Here is a 22,610-nt window from a genome sequence, read left to right as displayed (position 1 = left end):
CCCGGCAGCCGCCCCGGCAGCCGGCCCACACCCCCCGCGACCGGGCCCGCGCCACGCCCCCCACCAGCCGGGATCGCCCGCCGTGGCGGCCCGGACGGACGGGCCGGCCGGGGCTCCGGCGGCCCGGAGGGGCGGTACCGGGTCGCCAGGCTCCGGGCGGGGACGGAGCATGGAAGGAAGTCCGTCCGGGTGAGGAGGCCGGTGATGGCCGATGCGCAGCCCGCACCGCGCGCCACCGGCGCCGGGGCGGGGGCTGAGGCGGTGAGATCTCCGGCGGCCGGTTCGGTGGCTGCGGGCGGGCTGCTCGACGTCCTCGGAGTGGCCGCGGTGGTCCTCGACGCCGAGGGGCGCATCAGCCTGTGGAGCCCCCAGGCGGCCGCCCTGTTCGGCTACACCGCCGAGGAGGCCCTCGGCCGTCTCGCCGCGGCCCTGCTCGTGGCGGAGGACGACCAGGAGGAGGTCCTCGGCCTCTTCTCCCGGGTGATGGCGGGCGGCGGCGCCTGGGCGGGCGTCTTCCCCGTCCGCCGCCGCGACGGCCGGACCGTGCTCGTGGAGTTCCGCAACATGCGGCTCCAGGCCGGCAACGGCCGGCTGTACGCGCTGGGCCTCGCCTCCGAGCAGGCGACCCTGCACCGGGTCGAGCGGGACCTGGCCCTCTCCCTGCGGCTGGTCGACCAGTCCCCCATCGGTCTGGCCGTCCTCGACACCGACCTGCGCTACGTCCTGGTCAACCCGGCGCTGGAGCGCCTCCACGGCGTATCGGCCGACCGCCACCTCGGGCAGCGGATCGCGGAGATCCTGCCCTTCCTCGACGGCTCCGCCATCGAGCGCCGGATGCGCGAGGTCATGGAGACGGGCGTGCCGGTGCTGGACGAGTTCACCACCGGCCTGATCCCCGGTGACCCGGAGGGCGAGCACGCCTGGCTGGTGTCGGTGTACCGGCTGGAGGACCAGGCCGCCCGGGTCATCGGCGTCGCGATCTCGGTGATGGACGTGACCGAGCAGCACCGTACGGCCGTCTCCGCCGCCCACGCCCGGCGCCGCCTGTCGCTGATCGCGGACGCCTCCGTACGCATCGGCACCACCCTCGACCTGGACATCACCGCCCGGGAGCTGGCCGACGTGGCCGTCCCCGAGGTGGCGGACATCGCCGCCGTGGACGTCCTGGACACCATCCTCACCGGCGCCCGGCCGGGCGAGGGAGCGGGCGAAGGGGCCCTGCGGTTCCGCGCGCTGGCGGTGAAGTCCGCCTACCACAGCCCGGCCGAGGAGGCCGCCGACCCGGTCGGGGACGTCGCCCTCTACGGCCCCGCCCGGCTGGTGTCGCGCTGCGCCCGTACCGGCCGGCCCGTCCTCGTACCGCGCGTGCTGCCGGAGGACCTGCCCCGCATCGCGCGCGACGCGGACGCCGCCCGGCTGCTCGGTGAGGCGGGCGTGCACTCGTACCTGGCGGTGCCGCTGATCGCCCGGGGCCAGGTGCTCGGCGCCCTCGACCTGAAGCGGGCCCGCAACCCGGCCCCGTTCGGGCCCGACGACGTACTGCTGGCCTCGGAACTCGCCGCCCACGCGGCCGTGTCCATCGACAACGCGCGCTGGTTCCAGCGGCAGCGGCACGCCGCCCTCGCCCTCCAGCAGCACCTGCTGCCCCAGCACCCGCCGGCCTCCCCCGGACTCGACATCGCCTACCGGTACCAGCCGGCCGGCGCGGCCGACGAGACCGGCGGCGACTGGTTCGACGTCATCCCGCTCACCGGGGACCGCACGGCGCTGGTCGTCGGCGACGTGATGGGCAGCGGCATCAACGCCGCCGCCACCATGGGCCAGCTGCGCGCCACGGCCCGCGCCCTGGGCCGCCTGGACCTGGACCCGGCCACCGTCCTGACCCACCTCGACGCGGCCACCACCGACCTCGGCGAGGCGATGGCCACCTGCGTGTACGCCGTCTACGACCCGCACACCCGGCTGTGCCTGTTCTCCACCGCCGGCCACCTGCCGCCGGTCCACCTGCACGGCGGCCGCCACCCGCGCCTGCTGCGCCTGAAGTCGGCCGTCCCGCTGGGTGTCGGCGGCATCCCCTTCAGCACCACCGGGCTCACCCTGGCGCCCGGCGACGAGCTGGTCCTCTACACCGACGGGCTGGTGGAGACCCGCGACCAGGACATCGACACCCGGCTGCTGACCCTCACCGACCTGCTGGCCGGCCCCCACCGCCCCATCGAGGAGACCTGCGACCTGCTCCTGTCCGCGCTGCGCCGCCCCGACACCCACGACGACGTGGCCCTCCTCATCGCCCGCGTACGGGCCTGACCGCTCACGGGTGCGGGGGGCGGGAGCGGACGCGGGCCGCGAGGACGGCGACGTCGTCCTCGGCGTGCAGCGCGTCGAGGCCGGTGACGATCGCGTCCGCCGCATCGGCGATGGTCCCCGCGGCGGGCACCCGCAGGGCGGTCAGCCGGGCCAGGGAGACGTCGATGTCCTCACCCCGCCGCTCGACCAGCCCGTCGGTGTACATCAGCAGGGTCTCGTCCTCGGCCAGCGGGTGCGCGGCCGACTCGTATCCGCCGAGGCCGGTGCCCAGCGGGGGGCCGACGGGCACGTCGAGGAGCCGGCCCGTGCCGTCGGCGGCGAACACCGCGGGCGGCAGGTGCCCGGCGCTGGCGTAGACGGCGGTGCCGCGCCCGGGGTCGACGCGGACCAGGAGGCAGGTGGCGGGGCGCCGTCCGGCGTCCTCGGCGACCAGCGCGTCGAGCTGGCGCAGCACCCGGTGCGGGGCCAGGTCGGTGGACGCGACCTCGCGCAGGGTGGAGCGGTAGGCGTTCATGTCGACGGCGGCGTCCAGTCCGTGCCCCATGACGTCGCCGACGACGAGCAGGGTCCGTCCGAAGTGCAGGCGCACGGTCTCGTACCAGTCGCCGCCGACGAGGGCGCTCGGTCCGACCGGCAGGTAGCGGCCCGCGATGAGGAGGTTCGGGTGGGGCCTGCCCGGGTCGGAGACCAGGGCCCGCTGGAGGTTCAGCGCGACGCTCTCGGTGGCGGCGAGCCGCCGGGAGTGGCCGATGTGCAGGGCGGCGACGCGGGCCGCGAAGTGCAGGGCGGCGGCCTCGCGGTCGGCGAAGGCGGCGCCGGTGCGCACCGCGAGGAGGTTCCCGTACGAGGTGCCGTGGCGGGCCAGCGCGACGGACAGCCCGTGCACCGGGGGGCCGCCCGGCCGCAGGATCCAGCTGCGCAGCGGGTGCCCGTCGTCGACGGCGCGTACGGCGGGCCGGGCCGCCGGCACCGGCGGGCGCAGCAGTGCGGTGGCGCCGGCGACGGCCACCCGTTCGACGCGGCCCCCCTCGCGGACGAGGTCGACGGCCACCGCGTCGCACAGGGCGCGGAAGAGGAGGGCGGCCAGTTCACGGCAGGTGGTGGTCTCGTCGTCGGTCGTGCCGATCACGTCGAGGGTCTCGTCCGGGGACGGGACGAAAGCGCGGCTGTCGCGATCCGGCACAGTACCTCCGCCCGCCGGGCGGCCCCGTGCAGGCCGCCGGTCGGTCCATTCCACCAGTCCGGGCCCGGCGCGCGGCGCACCGCGCCGGGCCGCCTTCACCCGCGCGGGGTCAGCCGCTCCCACAGGAAGGTGTGGACGAGCGCCTCGTTGAAGGCGGTCTGCCGGTGGTCGGTGGCTCCGGCGTGGCCGCCGCCGAGGTGCTCGTGGAAGAGGACGGGGTGGCCGAGCTCGCGCAGCCGGGCGGCGGCCTTGCGGGCGTGGCCGGGGTGGACCCGGTCGTCGCGGGTGGAGGTGAGCAGGAGCAGGGGCGGGTACGGGGGTCCGTCGGCGGTCATCCGGTGGTACGGGGAGATCCGCTCCAGGTGGGGCCGGTCTGCGGGGTCGTCGGGGTCGCCGTACTCGGCGGTCCAGCTGGCTCCGGCGAGGAGCTTGTGGAAGCGGAGCATGTCCAGCAGCGGGACGTGGGCGACGACGGCTGCGAACAGCTCGGGGTAGCGGGTGAGCATGGCGCCCATCAGGAGGCCGCCGTTGCTGCCGCCCTCGATGCCGAGCTGCGCGGGGGTGGTGATGCCCCGGGCGGTGAGGTCGCGGGCGACGGCGGCGAAGTCCTCGAAGGCGCGGACGCGGTGGGCTCCGAGGGCGGCCTGGTGCCAGGCGGGCCCGTACTCGCGGCCGCCCCGGATGCCGGCGACGACGTACGTCCCGCCGCGGGCGAGCCAGGTGCGGCCAGTGACGGCGCTGTACTGGGGGACCATCGAGATCTCGAAGCCGCCGTAGCCGTAGAGCAGGGCCGGTCCGGGGCCGGGGCGGTCCTCGGGGCCGACGACGAAGTAGGGCACCCGGGTGCCGTCGGCGGAGGTGGCGAAGTACTGCTCGACGGTCAGTCCGGCGGTGTCGAAGAGGGCGGGGCCCTGCTTGACGGTCTCGCCGCCGTCGGGGGATCCGGCGGTGCCCCGGTGGAGGGTGGAGGGCTGGAGGAAGCCGGTGACGTTGAGGAAGTACTCGTCGCTCTCGTCCGGGTCGGTGCACACGACGGAGGCCGTCGACAGCGGCGGTACGCCGGCCAGCGGGGCGCGGCTCCAGCCGCCGGGGCCGGGGGTGAGGAGTTCCAGCCGGGAGGAGACGTCGGCGCGGGTGGTGAGCAGGAGGTGGTTGCGCGTCCAGCTGTGGCCGCCGAGCGCGGTGTGCGCGTCGGGGGTGAACAGCACGTCGGGCTCGCGTCCGCCGGCGCGGAAGGCGTCGAAGTCGAAGGCGAGGAGGCTGCCGGGGGCGTGGCCGAGCCAGGGCGAGCGGGGGGTGACCACCAGCCACTGGCGGTGGACGTAGGCGACGGCGTCGTCGGGCACGTCGATCTTCTCGGGCTGCCGGTGCGAACCGTCCGGGCCGTCCGGGAGGAGGAACAGCTCCTGGTTCCAGAAGTCGATCTGGCGGGAGACGAAGTCCCGTTCGAAACCGGGGGTGTGGTCGCGCCAGCCGGAGGCGGACAGGTCGGCGGGGTGGCCCTCGTAGAGGGTTTCGGCGGTTTCGAGGGGGGTGCCGCGGCGCCAGCGGCGGACCTGGAGGGGGTAGCCGGACGGGGACATCGAGCCGGGGCCGAAGTCGGTGCCGATCCACACGTGGTCGTGGTCGATCCAGCCGATCCGGGTCTTGGCCTCCTCGACCGCGAAGCCGCCTTCGACGAAACGGAGGGTCTCCAGGTCGAACTCGCGGACCACGCAGGCGTCGGCGCCGTCGCGCGACAGCTTGACGAGGGCGTGCCGGTGGCCGGGCGGCAGGACGCTGCTGCCGGCCCAGGCCCACTTCTCGCCCTCGGCCTCGGCGAGGGCGTCGAGGTCCAGGACGGTCTCCCAGTCCGGGTGCTCGGTGCGGTACTGCTCCAGGGTGGTGCGCCGCCAGACGCCGCGCAGACGCTCGGCGTCCTGCCAGAAGTTGTAGAGGTGACGTCCGCGCCGGACGACGTAGGGGATGCGCCCGTCGTCGTCGAGGACCTCGCGCACCTCCTGCTCCACGGCCTTGAATCCGGGGCCGGTGGTCAGCGCCTCCACGGTCTCGGCGTTGCGCTCCCGCACCCACGCGAGGGCGTCCTCGCCGGACACCTCCTCCAGCCAGAGGTAGGGATCGTGCTCGTGCTCCCGGATGCCGCCGCCGGCTTCGTCGCTCATCCGACGATTGTGCCCGACCCCCTCACCCCCCGGCCCGCCCCCGGGCCGGTCACGGCCTACGGCCGGCCGGGGCGGTGGTGGAGGGAGTCGAGGGTGGTGAGGTCCTCCTGTGTGAGGCGGAGGGCTCCGGCGGCCACGTTGGCGGTGAGGTGGTCCGGGTTGCCGGTGCCGGGGATGGCGAGGACGTGCGGGCCGCGGTGCAGGGTCCAGGCCAGCCGGATCTGGGCGGGGGTGGCGCCGTGTGCCCGGGCGACGGCGAGGAGCGCCGGGTCCTCCGTGCCGCTCGCGCCGCCTTCGCGGCCGGTGGTGGCGATCGAGTAGAACGGGACGAAGGCGATGCCCTGCTCCTCGCAGTGGCGGACGAAGGCGTCCTGGTCGGGGCGCATGCCGATGCCGTACGGGTTCTGCACGCAGATCACCGGGGCCACGGTCCGCGCCTCCGCGAGCTGTTCGGGGGTGACGTTGGAGACGCCGAGGTGACGGATGAGTCCGGCCTCGCGCAGTTCGGCCAGGGCGCCGAAGCGCTCGGCGACGGAGGCGGTGCCGAGCACGCGCAGGTTCACCAGGTCGAGGTGGTCGCGGCCGAGCTGGCGGAGGTTCTCCTCGACCTGGCCGCGCAGGTCGCCTGGGCCGGCGTGCTCCGTCCACTCCCCCGAGAGGTCGCGGGCGGGGCCGACCTTGGTGGCGATGACGAGGTCGTCCGGGTAGGGGCCGCCCAGCGCGCTGTTGATCAGCTCGTTGGCGGAGCGCAGCGGGGAGAAGTAGAAGGCGGCGGTGTCGATGTGGTTGACGCCGAGTTCGACCGCGCGGCGCAGGACGGCGATGGCCCGGGCGCGGTCGCTGGGGGCCGCGTCGGCCCGCAGCGCCGCGCCGCTCTGCGGGAGGCGCATCGCGCCGAAGCCGATGCGGTTGACGTCGAGGTCGCCGAGTTTCCAGGTACCCGAGGCGGCGGCGGTGATCGTTTCCGTGATCGTTTCCGTGGTCGTTTCCGTGGTCGTGGTCATCCGGGGATGATCCACCAGCCGGTGCGTTCCCCGCCACGGAGTCGTGTACGGGTGAGGCGACCGGAGCCGGCGCCACCGCGCGGGGTCAGCCTTCGGGATTCGGCCGCGCGGGCGCACCACGGAGCGTTAGGGTCAGCCCCGCGCAGCTTCGCCACGGCGGTCATGGGCAGGGGCCGGGACCGGGCGGGGCAGGGGAGAAAGAGGCCGCCTTGAGTGGTGGGCAGACCAAACTGGCCGAGCACCCGGTACTGATCTTCATCGGAGTCGTCGCCACGATCATCGGCGCACTGGCCGCCGGCAAGGACCTGTTCGGGTCCAACGATCCTCCGCCCAGGGCCGCGGACGCGGTCCCGTCCGTCTCCCGCCCCGCGTCGCCGCCCGGCGCCGAGGGCGGGGCCGACGGCGGGGGCGCGGCGCCCACGCCGTCGCCGGACCGGACCCGGACGGTCGAACCCGGTCCCGGGCCGGCCCCGGAGACCTCCGAGCCTGAGGACCCCTTTCCGGGCGGCGGCGATCCGGCGCCCCCGGCCCCCAGGGTTCCCAGTGCCAAGGCCCAGCCGCCCGGCCACTCCGGGCCGTTGGTGGTACGCATCGACATGGGTTCGGGCGGAAAGGTGGGGCCGAACACCTACCGGGCGCGGTCCACGCCCGGCGCCGACACCTACGTCCAGGACGCCGGGGGCCGGCTGGACCGCGGCTGCTACGTGCAGTGGACGCTCAAGCGCGGCGGCGAGGTGGTGCAGCTGGAGCGCAGCGAACGCTGCCGGCCGCCGAGCATCACGCTGTTCAACTTCGACAGCGGCAGCCTCCAGCAGCCCGGTTCGTACACCCTGACGGCCGATGTCACCACCGACTGGTCGCAGACCGGGAGCGCGACCGTCGGCTTCGAGGTGATCCCCAAGTAGGCAGCCCCCCGTACCGTGCCCGCTGCCGGGCCGGGCGCCCGTGGGGGAGGCGTCCGGCCCGGCCGGGGTCAGGGGGTGGGGGTCCAGCGCTGGGCGGGGGTGCCGGCGCAGGCCGTGCGGGTGAGCTCGGTGCCGTTGGCGGCGCCGGAGCCGGCCGGGGTCAGGCACTGTCCGGCCGTACGCAGACTGCCGTCCGGGCCGGCCTGCCAGGTCTGGCCGGGGCCGGGGCCGGCGGAGCAGGCCTGGACGGTGACGGCGTCGGGGTCGCCGCCGTCGAGGCAGACCCCGGCGAGGCCGGTGACGCGGCCGTCGGGCTGGAGCGTCCAGCGCTGGTTCGGGCCGCCGTGGCAGGAGTACAGGGTGGGCCGGGTGCCGGGGGCGGTCGCGCTGTGAGGGAGGTCCAGACAGCTCCCGGAGGCGGAGTTGACGAGGGTGACGTCGGTGGGCGGCGCAGCCGGGCGGCCGGTGAGGGTGATCTCGGCGGCGCTCGTCCAGGGGCCGCGGCCGCCCGCCTCGGTCAGGGACTTCAGGCGCAGGTAGCGGCCCGTTCTGGGGGCGAGGGCGACGGTCTTGGCCGCCGGGGTGTCGGCGAAGGTGCCGGTGGCGACCGGGGTGCCCCAGTCGGTGGTGGTGTCGGACACGTAGACCTCGTACCCGCCGATCCGGCCGTTGGCTCCGCCGTCCTGCCGGGGCAGGTAGCCGAGGCCGTCGACGGCGTAGCGGGCGCCGAGGTCGATGCGGATCTCGTGCGGGAGGGCCGCCGGGGTGCCGGCGGACCAGGCGGTGTGCCAGAGGGTGGCCGGGTCGCCGTCGAAGGAGTTGCGGGCCGCGCCGTTCTCGGCGGCGGTTTCCTGGCTGTCGGCGGAGACCAGGCTCCAGGCCGTCTGCGGGATCGGCGCCGAGGTGGTGGGGACCGGCTCGGCCGCGGGGACGGAGGTGCCCGTGGCGGTGACGGTGAACGCGCCGGTCCGCGTACCGGTCTTGACCCACAGGACGCCGGAGCGGTCGGCGGGGTCGTGGAACCAGCCGGTGGCGGCGGCGTCGTAGGCGCTCTTCGAGGCGAGGCGGGGCAGCGCGGTCCCGTCCACGGCGAGCGCGGTGGGGGCGGAGGCGACGTGGAGGGTGAACTCGTAGCCCCGGGAGGCCTGTTGTCCGGCGTAGCGGCCGGTGGGGGCGCCGACGGAGACGGAGACCGTGCCGGGGCCGGCGGCCGGGGCGCTGACGTCGACGCGCTGGCGGGCGTAGGCGCCGGACTGGTAGGCGCGGGTGCGGCCGTCGTCCTCGTAGAGGCTGAAGGAGGAGGTTCCGCGCGGGTGGATGTCGTAGGTGAGGGTGGAGAGGGGCTTCTCCCCCGTGTAGTTCATCTGCGGCCACATCGGCACGATCGCCCCGCCCTTGACGAACAGCGGGAGGGTGTCGAGGGGGGCCCGGTAGCCGTTCAGCCAGCCAGGCCCGGCGTACGTCCTGCCGGTCCAGTAGTCCGTCCAGGTCCCGGCGGGCAGGTAGATCCCGTCGCGCACGGAGGTGTCGGAGACGACGGGGGCGACGAGGAAGGAGTCGCCCGCCATGAACTGGCCGCTGGTGAGGTTCCCGCGGGCCACCGGGTCGTCGGGGTATTCCAGGACCATGGCGCGGGTGCTGGGGACGCCGGTCTCGTGGGCCACGCGGCTCATCGTGTAGAGGTAGGGCATCAGCCGCATCTTGAGCTGGAGGTACTTGCGGTTGATCGACTGGTAGGGCTCGGCGAAGCGCCAGGGCTGCTTGTCCTGGTAGCCGGCCGACGGGTTGGTGGCGCCCCAGCCCGACATGGTCATGAAGGCGGGGGTGAAGGCCTTCCACTGGAGGTCGCGGACATACGTCTTGGGGCTGCCGCCGAAGATGCCGTCGACGTCGCCGGAGGCGTAGTTGATGCCGGACAGGCCCGCGCCGGCGAGGGCGGGGACGTGCCAGCGCATGTCGTCCCAGGTGCCGTTGGTGTCGCCGGTCCAGACGACGGCGTTGCGCTGGGTGCCGGCCCAGCCGTCGACGGTCCAGACGTAGCGGCGGGCGTCGGAGTTCTTCTCGATGCCGTCGACGGCCTGCTGGACTCCGTCGAAGGCGTACTTGTAGCCGCCGCCGATCCAGGCGACGTCCGTCTTGACGCCCCGGCTGCCGGCCGTGCCCACCTCGTCGGCGATCGAGCCGAGGCCGGTGGAGGTCCACAGGCCGGTCTGGAAGCCCTTGGCCTTCAGGGCGTCGACGGTGGACTTCAGGGGCGCGGTGTAGCCGCAGCCGTACCCGTCGTTGGGCAGGAACCAGCCGGAGGGCATGTCGGCGGCGCGGGCGTCGGCGGCGTACCCGGCGACGTCGGGGGTGGTCTGGTGGCGCAGCCGGGCGTGGTCGCCCTGGTAGGCGGGGTTCGAGGCGTTGAAGCAGTCGGCGTTGCCCAGTTCGAAGCCCCAGGCCGGGGCCATGAAGGGTTTGCCGCTGACGTCGGTGTACGCGTCGAGGACGGACTTGAGGGAGCCGCCGGTGAAGTACCAGGCGTCGAAGCGGTTCTCGTCGTGGGTCAGGGCGGTGGGCGCGTCGAAGGCGTACGAGCCCGGCGCCCAGGTGTTGCGCATGACGCCGTAGTCGTTGGTGGACATGTAGAAGGGCGCGGGGCTGGCGTTGTCGTTCTCGCGCCACTTGTTGTCGACGGCGACCGGGACGGTCTTGCCGCGCAGGGCCCATTCGCCGAGGCGCAGGCCCGTCCCGTAGAACTGCTCGTCGGCGCCGCGGGCCAGGTACTGGGTGGTGTGGCCGCCGCCCCAGGCGGTGGGCTTCGTCTCCTCCCACAGGAGGGCGGAGTCGTCGGCGCGGTAGGCCGCGAAGCGCAGGGGGGATTTGTAGACCCGGATCGAGACGGAGCCGGTGGTGATCCGGTAGTACGGGCCCGCGTCGGTGGAGGCCGCCGTGACCGGGCCGAAGTCGGTGGTCGGGGCGAGGTCGGAGCCGGCCGGGTCGTCGCGGAAGGAGCCGTCGGGGGACAGCCAGAGCCGGAAGATGTCGGCCCGGGCGACGACCACGCGGGCCTTGGCGCCGCTGGAGGTGCTGACGGTGAAGGTGCCGCCCGCCTGGGAGAGGCCGGTGACCGAACCGGCCGTGGAGGCGGGGGCGGCGGACGCGGCGCGGGCGGTGGCGGGTCCGGCGGCGGCCAGTCCGGCGACCGCGAGGGCGGCGGCGAGCAGGGCCGCGAGCGGGGACCGGCGGGCGCGGCGGCGGCGGGGTGGTGGGTCGATGAAACTCATCGGGCAGCTCCTCGTGCGGTCCGGATCACGGACACACCGCTTTGGCATGCACCCGGCAAGATAGCGGACCCGGGCGGTGCTTTTGAAGGAACCTGCTCGAAGTCGTCTGTCACCACGCAGTTTTGAGCATCCGGCGGACGGAAACAGCCCCGGAAGGGCGCTCCCGTCCGCCGGTCACGTACGCGTACGCGTAGGCGTAGGCGTAGGCGTAGGCGTACGGATGTCAGGCGGCGGTGACCCGGATCTTGGACTGGCCGTGCCCGAGCCGCTCCCAGTCGTCCATGAAGCGGGCCCGGAGTCCGTGCCGGGCGGCCAGGTCGACGAGGGTCTGGGTGCGGTAGTAGAAGTCCTCGCGCAGCACCTGGTGTTCGGCGCCCTCGGTACGGTCGAAGGTGAAGTCGAACCGGCCGCCGGGCGCGAGCACGCGCCCCACGTGGGCCAGGCACTCGTCGATGACCGGCAGCGGCGAGTGGGAGAACACGCTGTGCGCGTGCACCACGTCGAAGTGGCCGTCGGGCAGGAAGTCGAAGGTGAGGTCGTGGGTGAGGGTGAGGTAGGGCAGCTTGTCCTGGAGCCGGCGGTCCGCGAGGGTGTGCTTCGCCGCGATGAGGATGTCGGGCGATATGTCGATCCCGTAGTAGTGGCCCGTCTCCAGGTGGTCGATGAAGCGCCAGCCCGCGCGCAGGTTGCCGCAGCCGATGTCGAGCATCCGCTGCTGCGGGGTGAGGCCGTGGCCCACGAGGTAGTCGAACTGCATCTTGCCGAGGGCCAGCCAGCGCTCGTGGGTCTGGCTGCCGACCGCCGCCTCCGGACTGCGGCCGGCGTCGGAGGCCATGACGGCCCGGTAGTAGTCCACGTGGTCGGGGTGCTTGAGGCGCAGCCAGCTGTCGCGCGCCGCACGCTTGACGTAGGGGGCGATGCGGGTCGGGTTGCTCAGCGCGTAGCGGACCTTGTGGCCGACGCTGGCGCGGTCGGCGGTGAGGTTCTTCTTGGTTGCCATGAGGGGTCCCCCCGGGAATCCGGACGACGGTCGGTGGTGTACGTGCGTACGCAAGTACGTGCGTACGTACGGGGTACTGCGGTGCGGGCCGTCAGGCCGTGCGGCGGCGCAGGACGGCGACGGCGAGGGCGAGCAGCAGGGCGGCGGCGCCGAGGTACAGGGCGGTGTCGATCCACTGGAACGTCCAGAAATCGCTGCTCGGGTAGACCTTGTGGTACCGGGCGACGAAGTCGTGCTCGGCCATGCACCGCCGCAGCTCCTCCCCCGAGGTCTGGCAGACGTTCCAGATGGAGTGCTCGCGGCCGTCGGGCGTGAGGTAGCCGAACTCCCCCGTGGACCAGGCGCTGCCGACGGGCCGTTTGGGCGTCATACCGGGGGTGATGCGGGTCTCGGGGTCGATCCAGCTGCGGCGGAAGAACGTCACGAACGCCATCGCGGTACCGATCGCCACGACGGAGACGGCCATCGCCGGGACCACCTTGCGCACCAGCAGTCCGGCGAGGGTGCCGACGGTCAGGGCGAACAGGGCGCAGGCCACGCTCGCCGGGCCGGTCGCGTTGTAGATGACGGCGTCGTGCCAGTACGGGCCGTCGAGGGTGTTGGCGATCGGCGCCCACCACCAGGCGACGAGGGCCGCGATGACGAGCGAGGCGAGCAGGGTGCAGAGCGCCGCGAGGCCGAAGCGGGCGGCGAACCAGCGGCGCGGGCCGACGCCCTGGGTGAGGGCCAGCCCGAACGTCCCGGTCTCCAGCTCCCGGCCGATCAGCGGAGCGCCCCAGAACACCCCGATGAGGGCGGGGAGTACCAGGCCGAGGGTGCCGAGGATCCGGATGCCGGTGGTGTTGCCGTCCATGATCCGGAAGGTGTCCAGGCCCTCGCAGCCGCCGTTCCAGCCCGGACAGGGCGTCCAGCCGGTGGCATCGATCAGCGACACCATCTCGGAGCGCCGGTACACCACCCAGCCCGCGCAGAGCAGCAGCACGGCGGTGGCGGCGAGGATCAGCAGCCGCTGCTGGCGCCAGGCCAGCCAGATGACGCCCTTCACGCGGCGGCCTCCGGGCTGGTCGGGCCGGCGGTCGGCGCGGTGGGCGCGGTGGGCGCGGTCGCCGTGGCGGGAATGACGGGGGTGGCGGCGGTGCGCAGGTGTGCGAGCAACAGGGTTTCCAGGGAGGGGGTTTCGGCCACCCAGCGGTCGTCGCTTCCGACGGGCCGCGGGGCGCCGGGGGCGGTGCGGACGAGGGCCGTGACCTGACGGCCGGTGACGGCGGCGTGCACGACGGTGCTGCGGTCGAAGGCCCGCGGCAGTCCGTCGCGCTCCATCGGATCGGCGCGGCCGGTGAGCCAGGTGTGCGCGTCGCAGAGGTCCTGGATGTCCCCGGCCAGGCGGACGAAGCCGCCCTGGAGGAGCAGTACGTGGTCGCAGACCTCCTCCAGCTCGGCCAGGACGTGCGAGGACATCACGATGCTGGCGCCGCGTTCGGCGGCCTGGGCCATCAGCAGGGACATCACCTCGTGGCGGGCGAGCGGGTCGAGGTCGGCGAGGGGCTCGTCCAGCAGGAGCAGGTCCGCGCGCTTGCCGAGGACCAGGGCGAGGGCGACGCGGGTGCGGTTGCCGCCGGAGAGCGAGCCGACCCGGGCGTGGAAGGGGATGTCGCCGGAGCGTACGAGGCGTTCGGCGACGGCCTCGTCCCAGTGGCCCGGGTTCAGCATCCGGCCGAGGCGCAGGGTGTCCGCGACGGTGAAGCCGGCGTGCAGCGGCTTCTCCTGGGCGAGGTGAGCCGTACGGCGGCGGGCCTCGGCGGTGCCGGGGGCAGCGCCGAGGACGCGTATCCGCCCGCCGCTGGGGCGTGCCAGGCCGGCGGCGAGCCGGAGCAGGGTGCTCTTGCCCGCGCCGTTGGGGCCGACCAGGGCGGTGACGTGACCGGCGGGCAGTTCGATGTCGCAGGCGTGCAGGGCCGGGCGTCCTGCGTACTCCCGTCCGAGCCGCGTGGCTCGTAGTGCCGGCGCGTGGGTCGGATCGCTCACGCCGTGTCCTTTCTCGACGGTCCGGGCGGGGGCCCGGAGTTGCTGAAGCTTTCGTCCACGGCGGCCGCGATGAGCGCCGTGATGTCCTCCCGGTCCAGGCCCGCCTCGCGGGCCCGGCTCATCCAGGCGGCCAGAGCGGTCCGCAGCGGGGAGTCCGCCGCGGCCTCGGGGTGGGACAGGGACCTCCGTACGAAGGTCCCCGCGCCGGGACGCGGTTCGACGAGCCCTTCGCGCTCCAGCTCCCGGTACGCCTTGAGGACGGTGTTGGGGTTGATCGCGGTGGCCGCGACCACCTCCCGGGCCGTCGGCAGCCGGTCGCCCGGTTCGAGCACGCCCAGGCGCAGGGCCTGCTTGACCTGGGTGACGAGCTGCAGATAGGTGGCGACGCCACTGCGCCGGTCGACTCGGAACTCCATCCTCCACCTCATTCCACTAACACGTTAGTGGAATAGTGCAGAGTCGGAGCGGGCGCGTCAAACCGGGCCCTGAGCAGGCGGAGTATGACCGAACCGTCACAGCTCACGGCGGAGGGAACGCGTGGGGGGTGCCGGACATCTAGGTGATCGGCGGGCCGTACGGCGGTCACGCCGATGGTTGACGATGATGGCGAGAACCGGCGGGACCGGGTGTGAGCAGCAAGGTGGGGCGCGGGATGAAGGCGGAAACGGTGGCGGACGCGGGGGCCGGGGCGGCGGCGCGGTCACGGGCTGAGGGTGACCAGGAGGGGGCGGCGACGCCGGCCGGGCAGACCCAGGAGGCCGAGGGCTCCAGCCCGGCGCCCGACCAGGACCGGGAGCCGGCCCCACCCCCGGCAACCCCGGGCCCGGACGACCCGGCGGAAGCCAAGCCTGCGACGGCGCCCGGCGGCACGGACGCGGCCGACGCCGAACACGAGGGTGACCAGGCCCGGGACGAACCGGGCGACGCCCAGGCGCCGCCCGCCGACGCCGACCCCAAGGCCGCCGCAGCGGAAGCACCCACGGCCAAGACCGAACCGGAACCCGCCGCAGCCCCGGAGGAGACCTCCGAAGCGGAAGCCTCTCCTGCCGACGCCGAACCCGAGCCCGCCCAGACCCGGACGGACCCAGCCGAAGCAGCGGCACCCGCCGCCGACGCCGAACACGGGGCCGGCCAGGCCCCGAAGGAACCCGCCGACGCACAGGCAGCCCCCGCCACGGCCGAACCCGTGCCCGCCCAGGCCCCGGACGAGCCCGGTGACGCCCAAGCCTCCCCTGCCCGGCCCGCCTCGGAGGCCGACCCGGCGGCGGAGGGGCGCGGCGATGCTCGGGGGGCCCGCTCCGACGCCGAACCGGCGCCTGCCCGAACCGCTGAGGAACCCGCCCCGGTCCGCGACGAGTCCACCGACGCCCAGGCGCCGCCCGCCGACGCCGACCCCAAGGCCGCCGCAGCGGAAGCACCCCCGGCCAAGACCGAACCGGAACCCGCCGCAGCCCCGGAGGAGACCTCCGAAGCGGAAGCCTCTCCTGCCGACGCCGAACCCGAGCCCGCCCGGGCCCCGGACGAGCACGGCGACGCCCAGGCGTCCCCCGCCGGGGCCGAGTCGGAGGCTGCCCCGGCACCGGCGAAGGCCGGCGAACCGGAATCCGCCCCGGCCCCGGAGGAGACCGGCGACGGCCGGACGGCGGCAGGCGACGGCGGGTCGGGGGCGTCCGCCCGGGCGGACGCCACGGACGCGGCGCGTCCCGCCCGGACCCCGGCCGGTTCGGGCCCGGTATCCCCTGCCGAGGGGGCCGCAGGCGCGAAGGCCGGTCGGGACGGCAGCGGCGGCGCCGCGGACGGGCCGCGCCGCCCGGCCTGGGCCGCGAAGAACGGCCCTGCCCCGGCGCGGCCCGCCAAGCCCGCCTGGGCCAAGGCCGACGCCGACCCCGACACGGACGCCGACCCCGACCCCGACGCCGACCCCGACGCCGTCGAAACCGACGCCGAGCGGACCAGTCAGTTCGTGGCGCTCAAGCCGCTGGAGGTCAAGCCCGCCCCGGTGGAAGCGCCGGACCGGCCCGCACGGCCCGACCCCGTCGAGGTGACGCGCGAGGCCCCGCTGCCCGCGCTCGATCTGCTGGCCGAGCTGACCAACACCCCGCCCCCGCCGGAGACCCCGCGCCGTACGGCGGCCCGCCGCGTCAAGGTGTGGACGCCGATCGTGCTGCTGCTCGCCGCCACCGTCGCCGGGGTGCAGCTGGTGCGTCCGCTGCCCGCGCCGCAGCTGGTGATCGCCGGGGAGCCCTCGTACACCGTGCCCGGGCAGACCCCCCTTCCGTGGCCAGCCAAGGGCCAGGGCGCGGTCCGCCTCCCCGGCTCCGGCGACGTCGTCGCCTTCGGCGAGCAGAAGCCGGTGCCGACGGCCAGCGTGGCCAAGGTGATGACCGCGTACGTGATCCTCAAGAACCACCCGCTGCGCAAGAACGAGCCGGGCCCCGGTATCGAGGTCGACGCGGTGGCCGTCGCCGAAGGCACCGCCAAGGACGAGTCCCGCATCGAGGGCCTCACCGCCGGGACGAAGTTCAGCGAGCAGGACATGCTGAAGATGCTGATGATCCCGTCGGGCAACAACATCGCCCGGCTGCTGGCCCGTTGGGACACGGGTTCCACCACCCCGGACGCCTTTGTCGCGAAGATGAACGCCGCGGCGAAGGAACTCGGGATGACGGACACCACGTACACGGACCCCAGCGGCCTCGACGCCGGCACCGTCAGCACCGCCGTGGACCAGCTGAAGCTCGCCGAGGCCGTGATGAAGGAGGACGCCTTCCGCGCGGTCGTCTCGCTGGCGAACGCGCCCATCCCGGGACTGGCGGCCCCGCTCATCAACAACAACGACCTGCTCGTCGCCACGGGCCTCAGCATCTCGGGCATCAAGACCGGTTCGAGCAGCGCGGCCGGCGGCACCCTGTCGTGGGCCGCGTACAAGACGGTCGGCGGCGAGACCCCACTGATCCTCGGCACGCTGATGGACCAGCACGTCGACGGCCCCGACCCGGACGGCGCGAACAGCCTGAAGCTGGTGAAGGCGAACGCCCGGAAGGTCATCGAGGCCGTCCGTACCGCGCTCGCCCCGGCCCAGGTCATCCGCAAGGGGCAGACGGTCGGTTACGTGTCCGACGGGCTCGGCGGCCGGACCCCGCTGGTGGCGACGAAGGACCTGACCGTACCCGCCATGCCGGGGCAGCGGCTGCGGCTCGCGCTCGGCAGCACGGGCGGCAAGCCGGTGCCGCACGAGGCGAAGGCGGGGACCGAGGTCGGCACGCTGACGGTCGGCGACGGCAGCGGCGTCAAGAGCGTTCCGGTGGCGGTGGGTTCGGCCCTGTCCGAACCCTCGTTCGGCGCGCGGGTCACCCGGCTGTCCTGAGCCGGACCCGTCGTGGTTCGATGGCCGGATGGACATCCGGCCGCGCGAACCCCATGACCTCGGCGCGTGCGTGCGCGTCCTCGCCGAGGTCCACCACGGCGACGGCTACCCCGCCGACTGGCCGGGTTCCCCCGCGCGGTGGCTGTCGCCGCCCGCGCTCCTCGGCGCGTGGGTGGCCGTGGAGCGGGACGGGCCGCCGGCCGGTCACATCACCCTGTCCCGCAGCGGACCGGGGGACGCAGCGCCGGAGCTGTGGAGCCGCCGGACGGGGGCGCCCGCCGGGGCCGCCGCCGTGATCGGCCGGCTGTTCGTCTCCCCGGCGGCCCGGGGGCGGGGGGCCGGCGCGCTGCTGATGGAGCGGGCCGTGCGCGCGGCCGGAGAGCACGGACTGCACCCGGTGCTCGACGTACTGGACTCCGACACGGCGGCCGCCGCGCTCTACGAGCGCCTCGGCTGGGCCCTGTTGGGGACCGCCGAACAGCGCTGGAGCCCCACCCGTACGGTCACCGTGCGCTGTTACGCCGCACCCGCGGGCCTGCCCACGGACACCCCCGCGGACCACCCCACGGGCAGCCCCGCACCCCGCCCCTCCTAGCCGGCGGGACGGCGCCGCTCACGCGTTCGCGATGACGAGCAGCGTGCGGGCCGCCGCTCCCCCCGCCGGGAGCGAGCACCGGTGCGGGACGTCGCCCCGGTGGTGGGCGCTCTGTCCGGGGCGCAGCCGCAGCGGCTCCTCGCCCTCCACCTCCAGGAGGATCTCGCCCTCCAGCACGTAGAGGAAGTCCTCCCCCGGGTGCGCGAACCAGCCGCGCTCGCCCCGGCCGGGCTCGAAGTGGTGCTCGTAGGCCTCCATCAGGCCGCTGCGCCCGCCGGGGATGAGCACCCGCGCCACCTGTCCGGCGGTTTCGGTCACCCGGATGACCTGCGGGTCGCTCTCGTGGCTGACGAAGCCCGGGCGGTCCGGGGCCCGCAGGAAGGTTCCCGGTGCGACGTCGAGGGCCTCGGCGATGCGGTAGATCGAGCTGAGGCTGGGGGTGGCCAGTCCGCGTTCCAGCTGGCTGAGGAAGGGCTGCGAGAGGCCCGAGCGGGCGGCCAGGACGGCCATGGACACGCGGCGCGCCGTGCGGCACTCGCGGATCGCCCGCCCGACCTCCAGCGCTTCGGGGGTGGGTTCGGGTCGAGACACGCTGGTGAACGTATCCCATCGCCCCGGCGCGCCCGGGCGGGCCCGGAGGGTTTCACATCGCTGCAACACCCCGTTGATAAGCGTGGTCAATTATTGACCTCACTTATCGAATACGAGGAGTCGTTCGGTGCATGCCATTCCATCCCCGGCCGGCCGGGCCATCGGCCGGCTCGCCCCGGCCCTGGGCACGGCCTGCGTGGTGCTCGCGCTGTGGGCCCTGCTCGCCCGGTCCGGCGCCGTGGCCCCGGGGCTGCTGCCCGGCCCCGCCGACACGGCCGCCGCGCTGGTGGCCGGCGCCCGTGACGGCACCCTGGCCACCGACCTCGCCGCCAGTCTGGCCCGGGCGGGCCAGGGCTTCGCGCTGGGGGCGGTGGCCGGCGGCACGCTCGGCTTCGCGACCGGCTACCTGCCCCGGCTGTCCGCCGCCGTCACCCCCCTGGTCTCCTTCCTGCGGCCCATCCCGGCCGTCGCACTGGTGCCGCTGGCCACCGCCTGGTTCGGCATCGGGGAGAGCGCCAAACGGCTGCTGATCGCCTACGCCGTCCTCCTCGCGGTCTGGCTCTACGTGCACGACGGGGTCTCGCGGGTGCCGGACTCGTACCTGCGGGCCGCCCGCTCGCTGGGGGCGCCGCTGCACCGGCGGTTCACCGAGGTCCTGCTGCCCGCCGCCGCGCCCGCACTGCTGGCCGCCCTGCGCTACGGGGCGTCGGTGGCCCTGCTCGCCCTGGTCGCCGCCGAACTGGGCGGCGCGGACAGCGGGCTGGCGTACCGGCTCCAGGTGGACGGCCAGTTCCTGCGGGTGGACCGGATGTTCGCGGGGCTGCTCGTCCTCGGGCTCCTCGGCGTGGCCGCCGACCTGGTCCTGGCCGCCACCGGACGCCGCTTCGCGCACTGGAGCGCGTCATGAGCCTGGACGTACGGCTGGAAGGGCTGTCGGCCGGGTACGGGGACGCGCCGGTGCTGGCGCCGACCGACCTGGAGTTCCCGGCGGGGTCGTTCACGGCGCTGCTGGGGCCGAGCGGCTGCGGCAAGTCGACGGTGCTGAACACGGTGGCCGGCTTCGTCCGGCCCTCGGCGGGCCGGGTCACGGTCGGCGGGGCGGAGGTGAGCGGGCCGGGACCGGAGCGGGGGATCGTCTTCCAGCACTACGCGCTCTTCCCGTGGCGCACGGCCCGGGGCAACGTCGAGTTCGCCCTCAAGCGCTTCGGGCTGCCGCGGGCGGAGCGGCGCGCGCGGGCGCTGGCCGCGCTCGCGGAGGTCGGGCTCGCGGAGGGCGCCGAGAAGTACCCGGCGCAGCTGTCGGGCGGCATGCAGCAGCGGGTGGCCCTGGCGCGGGCGCTGGCCGCGCGGCCGGAAGTGCTGCTGATGGACGAGCCGTTCGGGGCGCTGGACGCGCTGACGCGGACGCGGATGCAGGTGCTGCTGCGGGAGCTGTGGGAACGCAGCGGAACCACGGTGCTGTTCGTGACGCACGACCTCGACGAGGCGCTCGCCCTGGCCGGGCGGGTGGTGGTCCTCGGCGGCTCCCCGTCCCGCGTCCTGGCCGACCACCCGGTGCCCACCGGACCCCGGCCCGCTTCCCTGCGCCCCCGGATCGAAGCCCACCTCTCCACCCCCTGACCCCACCCGCTCCCCCTTAGGGGGACCCCACCAAGGAAGGACCCCTCCCATGCCCAGACCCAGAACCCGGACCGTCCCCGGACTCCTGCTCCTCGTCCTGCTCCCGCTGTTCACCGCCACCGCCACCGCCTGCGGGGCCGGCTCCGGCTCCGGCGCCGGCTCCGGCCATCCGGAGGGCGGCGCCGGGCGGCGGGCCGTGACGGTGGCCGGCAGTGACCAGCTGGCCGCCGCGCCCGTCTCCCTCGCGCAGCAGCGTTCGCTCTGGTCCGCCGAAGGCCTCGACGCCACCGTGACCACCCTCCCCACCGGCCGCGACGCCCTCAACGCCGTCCTCGGCGGCCAGGCCCAGTTCGGCGTCGTGGGCGACCTGCCCGCCGTCACCGCGGCGCTGGGCGGCCGCGACGTACGGATCCTCGCCGACCTCTCCCGCTTCTCGGACTGGCGCCTGCTCACCCGCGCCGACCGCGCGATCACCGGCTTCGGCGCGCTGAAGGGCCGCAAGGTCGGGGTCCCGCAGGGCACGAACGTCGAGTACGCGCTCTCCCGGATGCTCGCCTCCGCACAGCTGACCCCGGCCGACGTGACGGTGGTCAACCTGGCCCCGAACCAGGTCGCTCCGGCCCTCGCCCGCGGCGACGTCGACGCCGGCGTCACCTTCCCCAGCTTCTACGACGCCGCCCGCACCGCCCTCGGCCCCCGCTACGCCGAACTCCCCTTCACCGGCTACACCGCACGCACCCTGCTCGTCGCGGGCCCCGGCGCCGACGACGGGGCGGCCACCGCCGTCCTGCGTACGGTGCTGCGCGCGCAGCGGGCCGCCGAGGCCGACCCCGCCGCCGCGCGGGCGGCCGTGGTGGCCCAGTCCAAGGGCGCCCTCCAGGCCGGGTACGTCGACGCGTTCCACCCCCGCTACGCGTACGGGGCGAGCCTGTCCCCCGAACTCCTCACCGACCTCTCGGACGAGGCCGCCTGGGCCAGGGCCGCGCAGTCCCTGCCGGGCGCCGCCGATCCGGCCGCCCTGCGCACCCGGCTGAACCCGGCCCCGCTGCGCGCGGCCGACCCCGGCGCCGTCACCCTGCGCTGACCCGCACCCAACACCCCCGAGGCCTGCGGCACCCCCGCACCCCGAACCCCGTAATCCCCCAGGAGGACCCCGTGACCATCGACCAGAACACCCTGCGCCGCCGCGGCACCGGCCTGCGCGCCCACGACTCCGAGCGGAGCTTCGGCGGCTACACCCTCTACACGCCCATCGCGGGCGACGGCCGGATCCACCTCGTCGACATCGACGGCCGGCCCGCCCACACCTGGAACTCCCCCCACCCGCCCGGCCGGCAGGCGCAGTTGCTGCCCGGCGGCACCCTCTTCTACGCGGCCAAGGACACCACCGGCCCGAGCCTCTTCCCGATCTGGGACGTCTACCACGGCGGCATCTTCCAGGAACTGGCCCCCGACTCCACCGTGCTGCGCGAGGCCCGCCACCCCTTCCACCACCACGACGCCTCGGTCCTGCGCAACGGCAACCTGCTGATCTGCGCCGTCGAGCCGCTGGCCCCGGCGGACGCGGCCCGGATCCAGGGCGGCATACCCGGCTCGGAGGCGGCGGGCGGGGTGATCTACGGGGACGTGGTCTACGAGATGACCTGGGAGGGCGAGGTCCTCTGGCGCTGGGCGGCGATCGAGCACCTGGATCCGGCGGAGGTCCCGCTGAACCCGCACTTCGCGCGCGAGCACTGGCCGATGGCCAACACCGTCAACGAACTCGCCGACGGGGGCATCGTGGTGGGCTTCCGCAGCGCCTCGACGACGGTGGCCGTGGACCGCGCCGACGGCTCGGTGCGCTGGCGCATCGGCCCGGACGTCCTGGCGCAGCAGCACCACCCGCACGAACTGCCGGGCGGCACGATCCTGGTGTTCGACAACGGGACGTACCGCGACACGACGTCCGTGCCGTACTCGCGGGTGCTGGAGCTCGACCCGGTGAGCGGGGAGCAGGTGTGGTCGTACGAGGACAATCCGCCGCAGAACTTCTACAGCCCGTACATGTCGAGCGCGCAGCGCCTGCCGAACGGGAACACCTTCGTCGCGGAGGGGTCGTTCGGGCGGCTCTTCGAGGTGACGCCCGAGGGGGACGTGGTGTGGGAGTTCGTCGTCCCGGAGTTCGGGGCGTTCAGCCGGGGCACGGGACTGGAGTCCTCGCGCGGGGCGCAGAACGCGGTCTTCCGCGCCTACCGGTACGCGGCGGAGCAGGTCCCCTGGCTCTGATCCGGCCGGACCGGGGCCGGTCCGCCCCCGAGGCTGTGGCGGGGGCGGACCGGGCCTGGCGTCTGCGTCCGGGACGTCAGTTGTTCGAGCCGACGGTGTTGTTGTGGCCCGCGTTGAAGACGTCGTCGGCGGCGAACTGCAGCCAGTCACCGAAGACGAAGGTGTAGGTCGGGCCTTCCGGGATGGTCACGTTCACGTCGGCGCTCGCGGCGCCGGCACCACCGAGCACGATGGCGGCGGTGGCGAGGGCGGCGAATACGGAGCGGACAGATCGCATGAAACACACCTTTCGGGAGGAACAGGAACAGTCCCCGAAG

18 protein-coding genes are annotated in these 22,610 nt (G+C 74.7%); 8 read left to right on the top strand and 10 right to left on the bottom strand.

The window, feature by feature from the left end; genetic code table 11:
- Positions 1-204: 204 nt before the first annotated feature.
- Positions 205-2,307, top strand: coding sequence for a SpoIIE family protein phosphatase (locus tag ACFYYT_RS02950; protein WP_351817108.1), 2,103 nt, complete (start codon positions 205-207; stop codon positions 2,305-2,307).
- 4 nt (positions 2,308-2,311) lie between these two features.
- Here ACFYYT_RS02950 and ACFYYT_RS02945 read toward each other — a convergent pair whose 3' ends face one another.
- From ACFYYT_RS02945 to ACFYYT_RS02935, 3 genes are all read right to left on the bottom strand, one after another.
- A complete protein-coding gene (locus ACFYYT_RS02945; protein WP_351817105.1) occupies positions 2,312-3,490 on the bottom strand; it encodes a PP2C family protein-serine/threonine phosphatase in 1,179 nt (392 codons plus the stop codon).
- Between the two features lie 95 nt (positions 3,491-3,585).
- Positions 3,586-5,652 (bottom strand): prolyl oligopeptidase family serine peptidase, encoded by a 2,067-nt coding sequence (locus ACFYYT_RS02940; RefSeq protein ID WP_351817102.1) that lies wholly within the window; start codon positions 5,650-5,652, stop codon positions 3,586-3,588.
- Between the two features lie 56 nt (positions 5,653-5,708).
- Entirely contained in the window at positions 5,709-6,656 is a 948-nt protein-coding gene (locus ACFYYT_RS02935) for an oxidoreductase (protein WP_351817099.1), read from the bottom strand.
- 209 nt (positions 6,657-6,865) lie between these two features.
- On the opposite strand from ACFYYT_RS02935, the gene ACFYYT_RS02930 reads away from it, so the two are divergent.
- Positions 6,866-7,561 carry a hypothetical protein gene (locus tag ACFYYT_RS02930; protein WP_351817097.1) on the top strand — a complete coding sequence of 232 codons (696 nt, stop codon included), beginning with the start codon at positions 6,866-6,868 and terminating at the stop codon, positions 7,559-7,561.
- A 68-nt stretch (positions 7,562-7,629) separates the two neighbouring features.
- On the opposite strand, the gene ACFYYT_RS02925 is transcribed toward ACFYYT_RS02930, so the two are convergent.
- From ACFYYT_RS02925 to ACFYYT_RS02905, 5 genes are all read right to left on the bottom strand, one after another.
- Complete coding sequence (locus ACFYYT_RS02925) at positions 7,630-10,830, bottom strand: TIM-barrel domain-containing protein (RefSeq protein WP_351817094.1); 3,201 nt, start codon at positions 10,828-10,830, stop codon at positions 7,630-7,632.
- Positions 10,831-11,053: 223 nt separating this feature from the next.
- A complete protein-coding gene (locus ACFYYT_RS02920; RefSeq protein WP_351817091.1) occupies positions 11,054-11,830 on the bottom strand; it encodes a class I SAM-dependent methyltransferase in 777 nt (258 codons plus the stop codon).
- Positions 11,831-11,921: 91 nt separating this feature from the next.
- On the bottom strand, positions 11,922-12,875 hold the full coding sequence (locus ACFYYT_RS02915) for a transporter (RefSeq protein WP_351817088.1): 954 nt from the start codon (positions 12,873-12,875) through the stop codon (positions 11,922-11,924).
- Positions 12,872-13,855, bottom strand: coding sequence for an ABC transporter ATP-binding protein (locus ACFYYT_RS02910; protein WP_351817086.1), 984 nt, complete (start codon positions 13,853-13,855; stop codon positions 12,872-12,874). The genes ACFYYT_RS02915 and ACFYYT_RS02910 overlap by 4 nt, the downstream gene beginning before the upstream one ends.
- Positions 13,852-14,271, bottom strand: a complete 420-nt coding sequence (locus ACFYYT_RS02905) for a GntR family transcriptional regulator (protein ID WP_351817083.1) — start codon at positions 14,269-14,271, stop codon at positions 13,852-13,854. The genes ACFYYT_RS02910 and ACFYYT_RS02905 overlap by 4 nt, the downstream gene beginning before the upstream one ends.
- Before the next feature lie 236 nt (positions 14,272-14,507).
- Here ACFYYT_RS02905 and ACFYYT_RS02900 point away from each other — a divergent pair, with 236 nt between their 5' ends.
- The gene (locus ACFYYT_RS02900; RefSeq protein WP_351817080.1) at positions 14,508-17,222 is read left to right on the top strand and encodes a serine hydrolase; all 2,715 of its coding nucleotides are present in this window, start codon (positions 14,508-14,510) and stop codon (positions 17,220-17,222) included.
- Between the two features lie 28 nt (positions 17,223-17,250).
- Positions 17,251-17,817 carry a GNAT family N-acetyltransferase gene (locus ACFYYT_RS02895; protein WP_351817077.1) on the top strand — a complete coding sequence of 189 codons (567 nt, stop codon included), beginning with the start codon at positions 17,251-17,253 and terminating at the stop codon, positions 17,815-17,817.
- Positions 17,818-17,835: 18 nt separating this feature from the next.
- Here the strand turns inward: ACFYYT_RS02895 and ACFYYT_RS02890 are convergent, their stop codons facing one another.
- On the bottom strand, positions 17,836-18,408 hold the full coding sequence (locus tag ACFYYT_RS02890; protein ID WP_351817074.1) for an XRE family transcriptional regulator: 573 nt from the start codon (positions 18,406-18,408) through the stop codon (positions 17,836-17,838).
- A 127-nt stretch (positions 18,409-18,535) separates the two neighbouring features.
- Here ACFYYT_RS02890 and ACFYYT_RS02885 point away from each other — a divergent pair, with 127 nt between their 5' ends.
- The 4 genes from ACFYYT_RS02885 (at position 18,536) to ACFYYT_RS02870 (ending at position 22,293) form a co-directional block, all read left to right on the top strand.
- Positions 18,536-19,315: an ABC transporter permease subunit gene (locus ACFYYT_RS02885; RefSeq protein WP_351817071.1), complete on the top strand. Its 780-nt coding sequence runs from the start codon at positions 18,536-18,538 to the stop codon at positions 19,313-19,315.
- On the top strand, positions 19,312-20,028 hold the full coding sequence (locus tag ACFYYT_RS02880; RefSeq protein WP_351817068.1) for an ABC transporter ATP-binding protein: 717 nt from the start codon (positions 19,312-19,314) through the stop codon (positions 20,026-20,028). Before ACFYYT_RS02885 ends, ACFYYT_RS02880 begins: the two co-directional genes overlap by 4 nt.
- Before the next feature lie 49 nt (positions 20,029-20,077).
- On the top strand, positions 20,078-21,112 hold the full coding sequence (locus ACFYYT_RS02875) for an NrtA/SsuA/CpmA family ABC transporter substrate-binding protein (RefSeq protein ID WP_351817065.1): 1,035 nt from the start codon (positions 20,078-20,080) through the stop codon (positions 21,110-21,112).
- Positions 21,113-21,183: 71 nt separating this feature from the next.
- A complete protein-coding gene (locus tag ACFYYT_RS02870; RefSeq protein ID WP_351817062.1) occupies positions 21,184-22,293 on the top strand; it encodes an aryl-sulfate sulfotransferase in 1,110 nt (369 codons plus the stop codon).
- A 76-nt stretch (positions 22,294-22,369) separates the two neighbouring features.
- Here ACFYYT_RS02870 and ACFYYT_RS02865 read toward each other — a convergent pair whose 3' ends face one another.
- Entirely contained in the window at positions 22,370-22,570 is a 201-nt protein-coding gene (locus ACFYYT_RS02865) for a hypothetical protein (protein WP_351817059.1), read from the bottom strand.
- Positions 22,571-22,610 lie beyond the last annotated feature (40 nt).

Origin of the sequence: Streptomyces sp. NPDC002032 (assembly GCF_042890765.1) — a bacterium.
In the GTDB taxonomy this organism is placed as follows: domain Bacteria; phylum Actinomycetota; class Actinomycetes; order Streptomycetales; family Streptomycetaceae; genus Streptomyces.
Note: the sequence above shows the minus strand (reverse complement) of the source record. Positions and strands in the feature narration are given on the sequence as shown.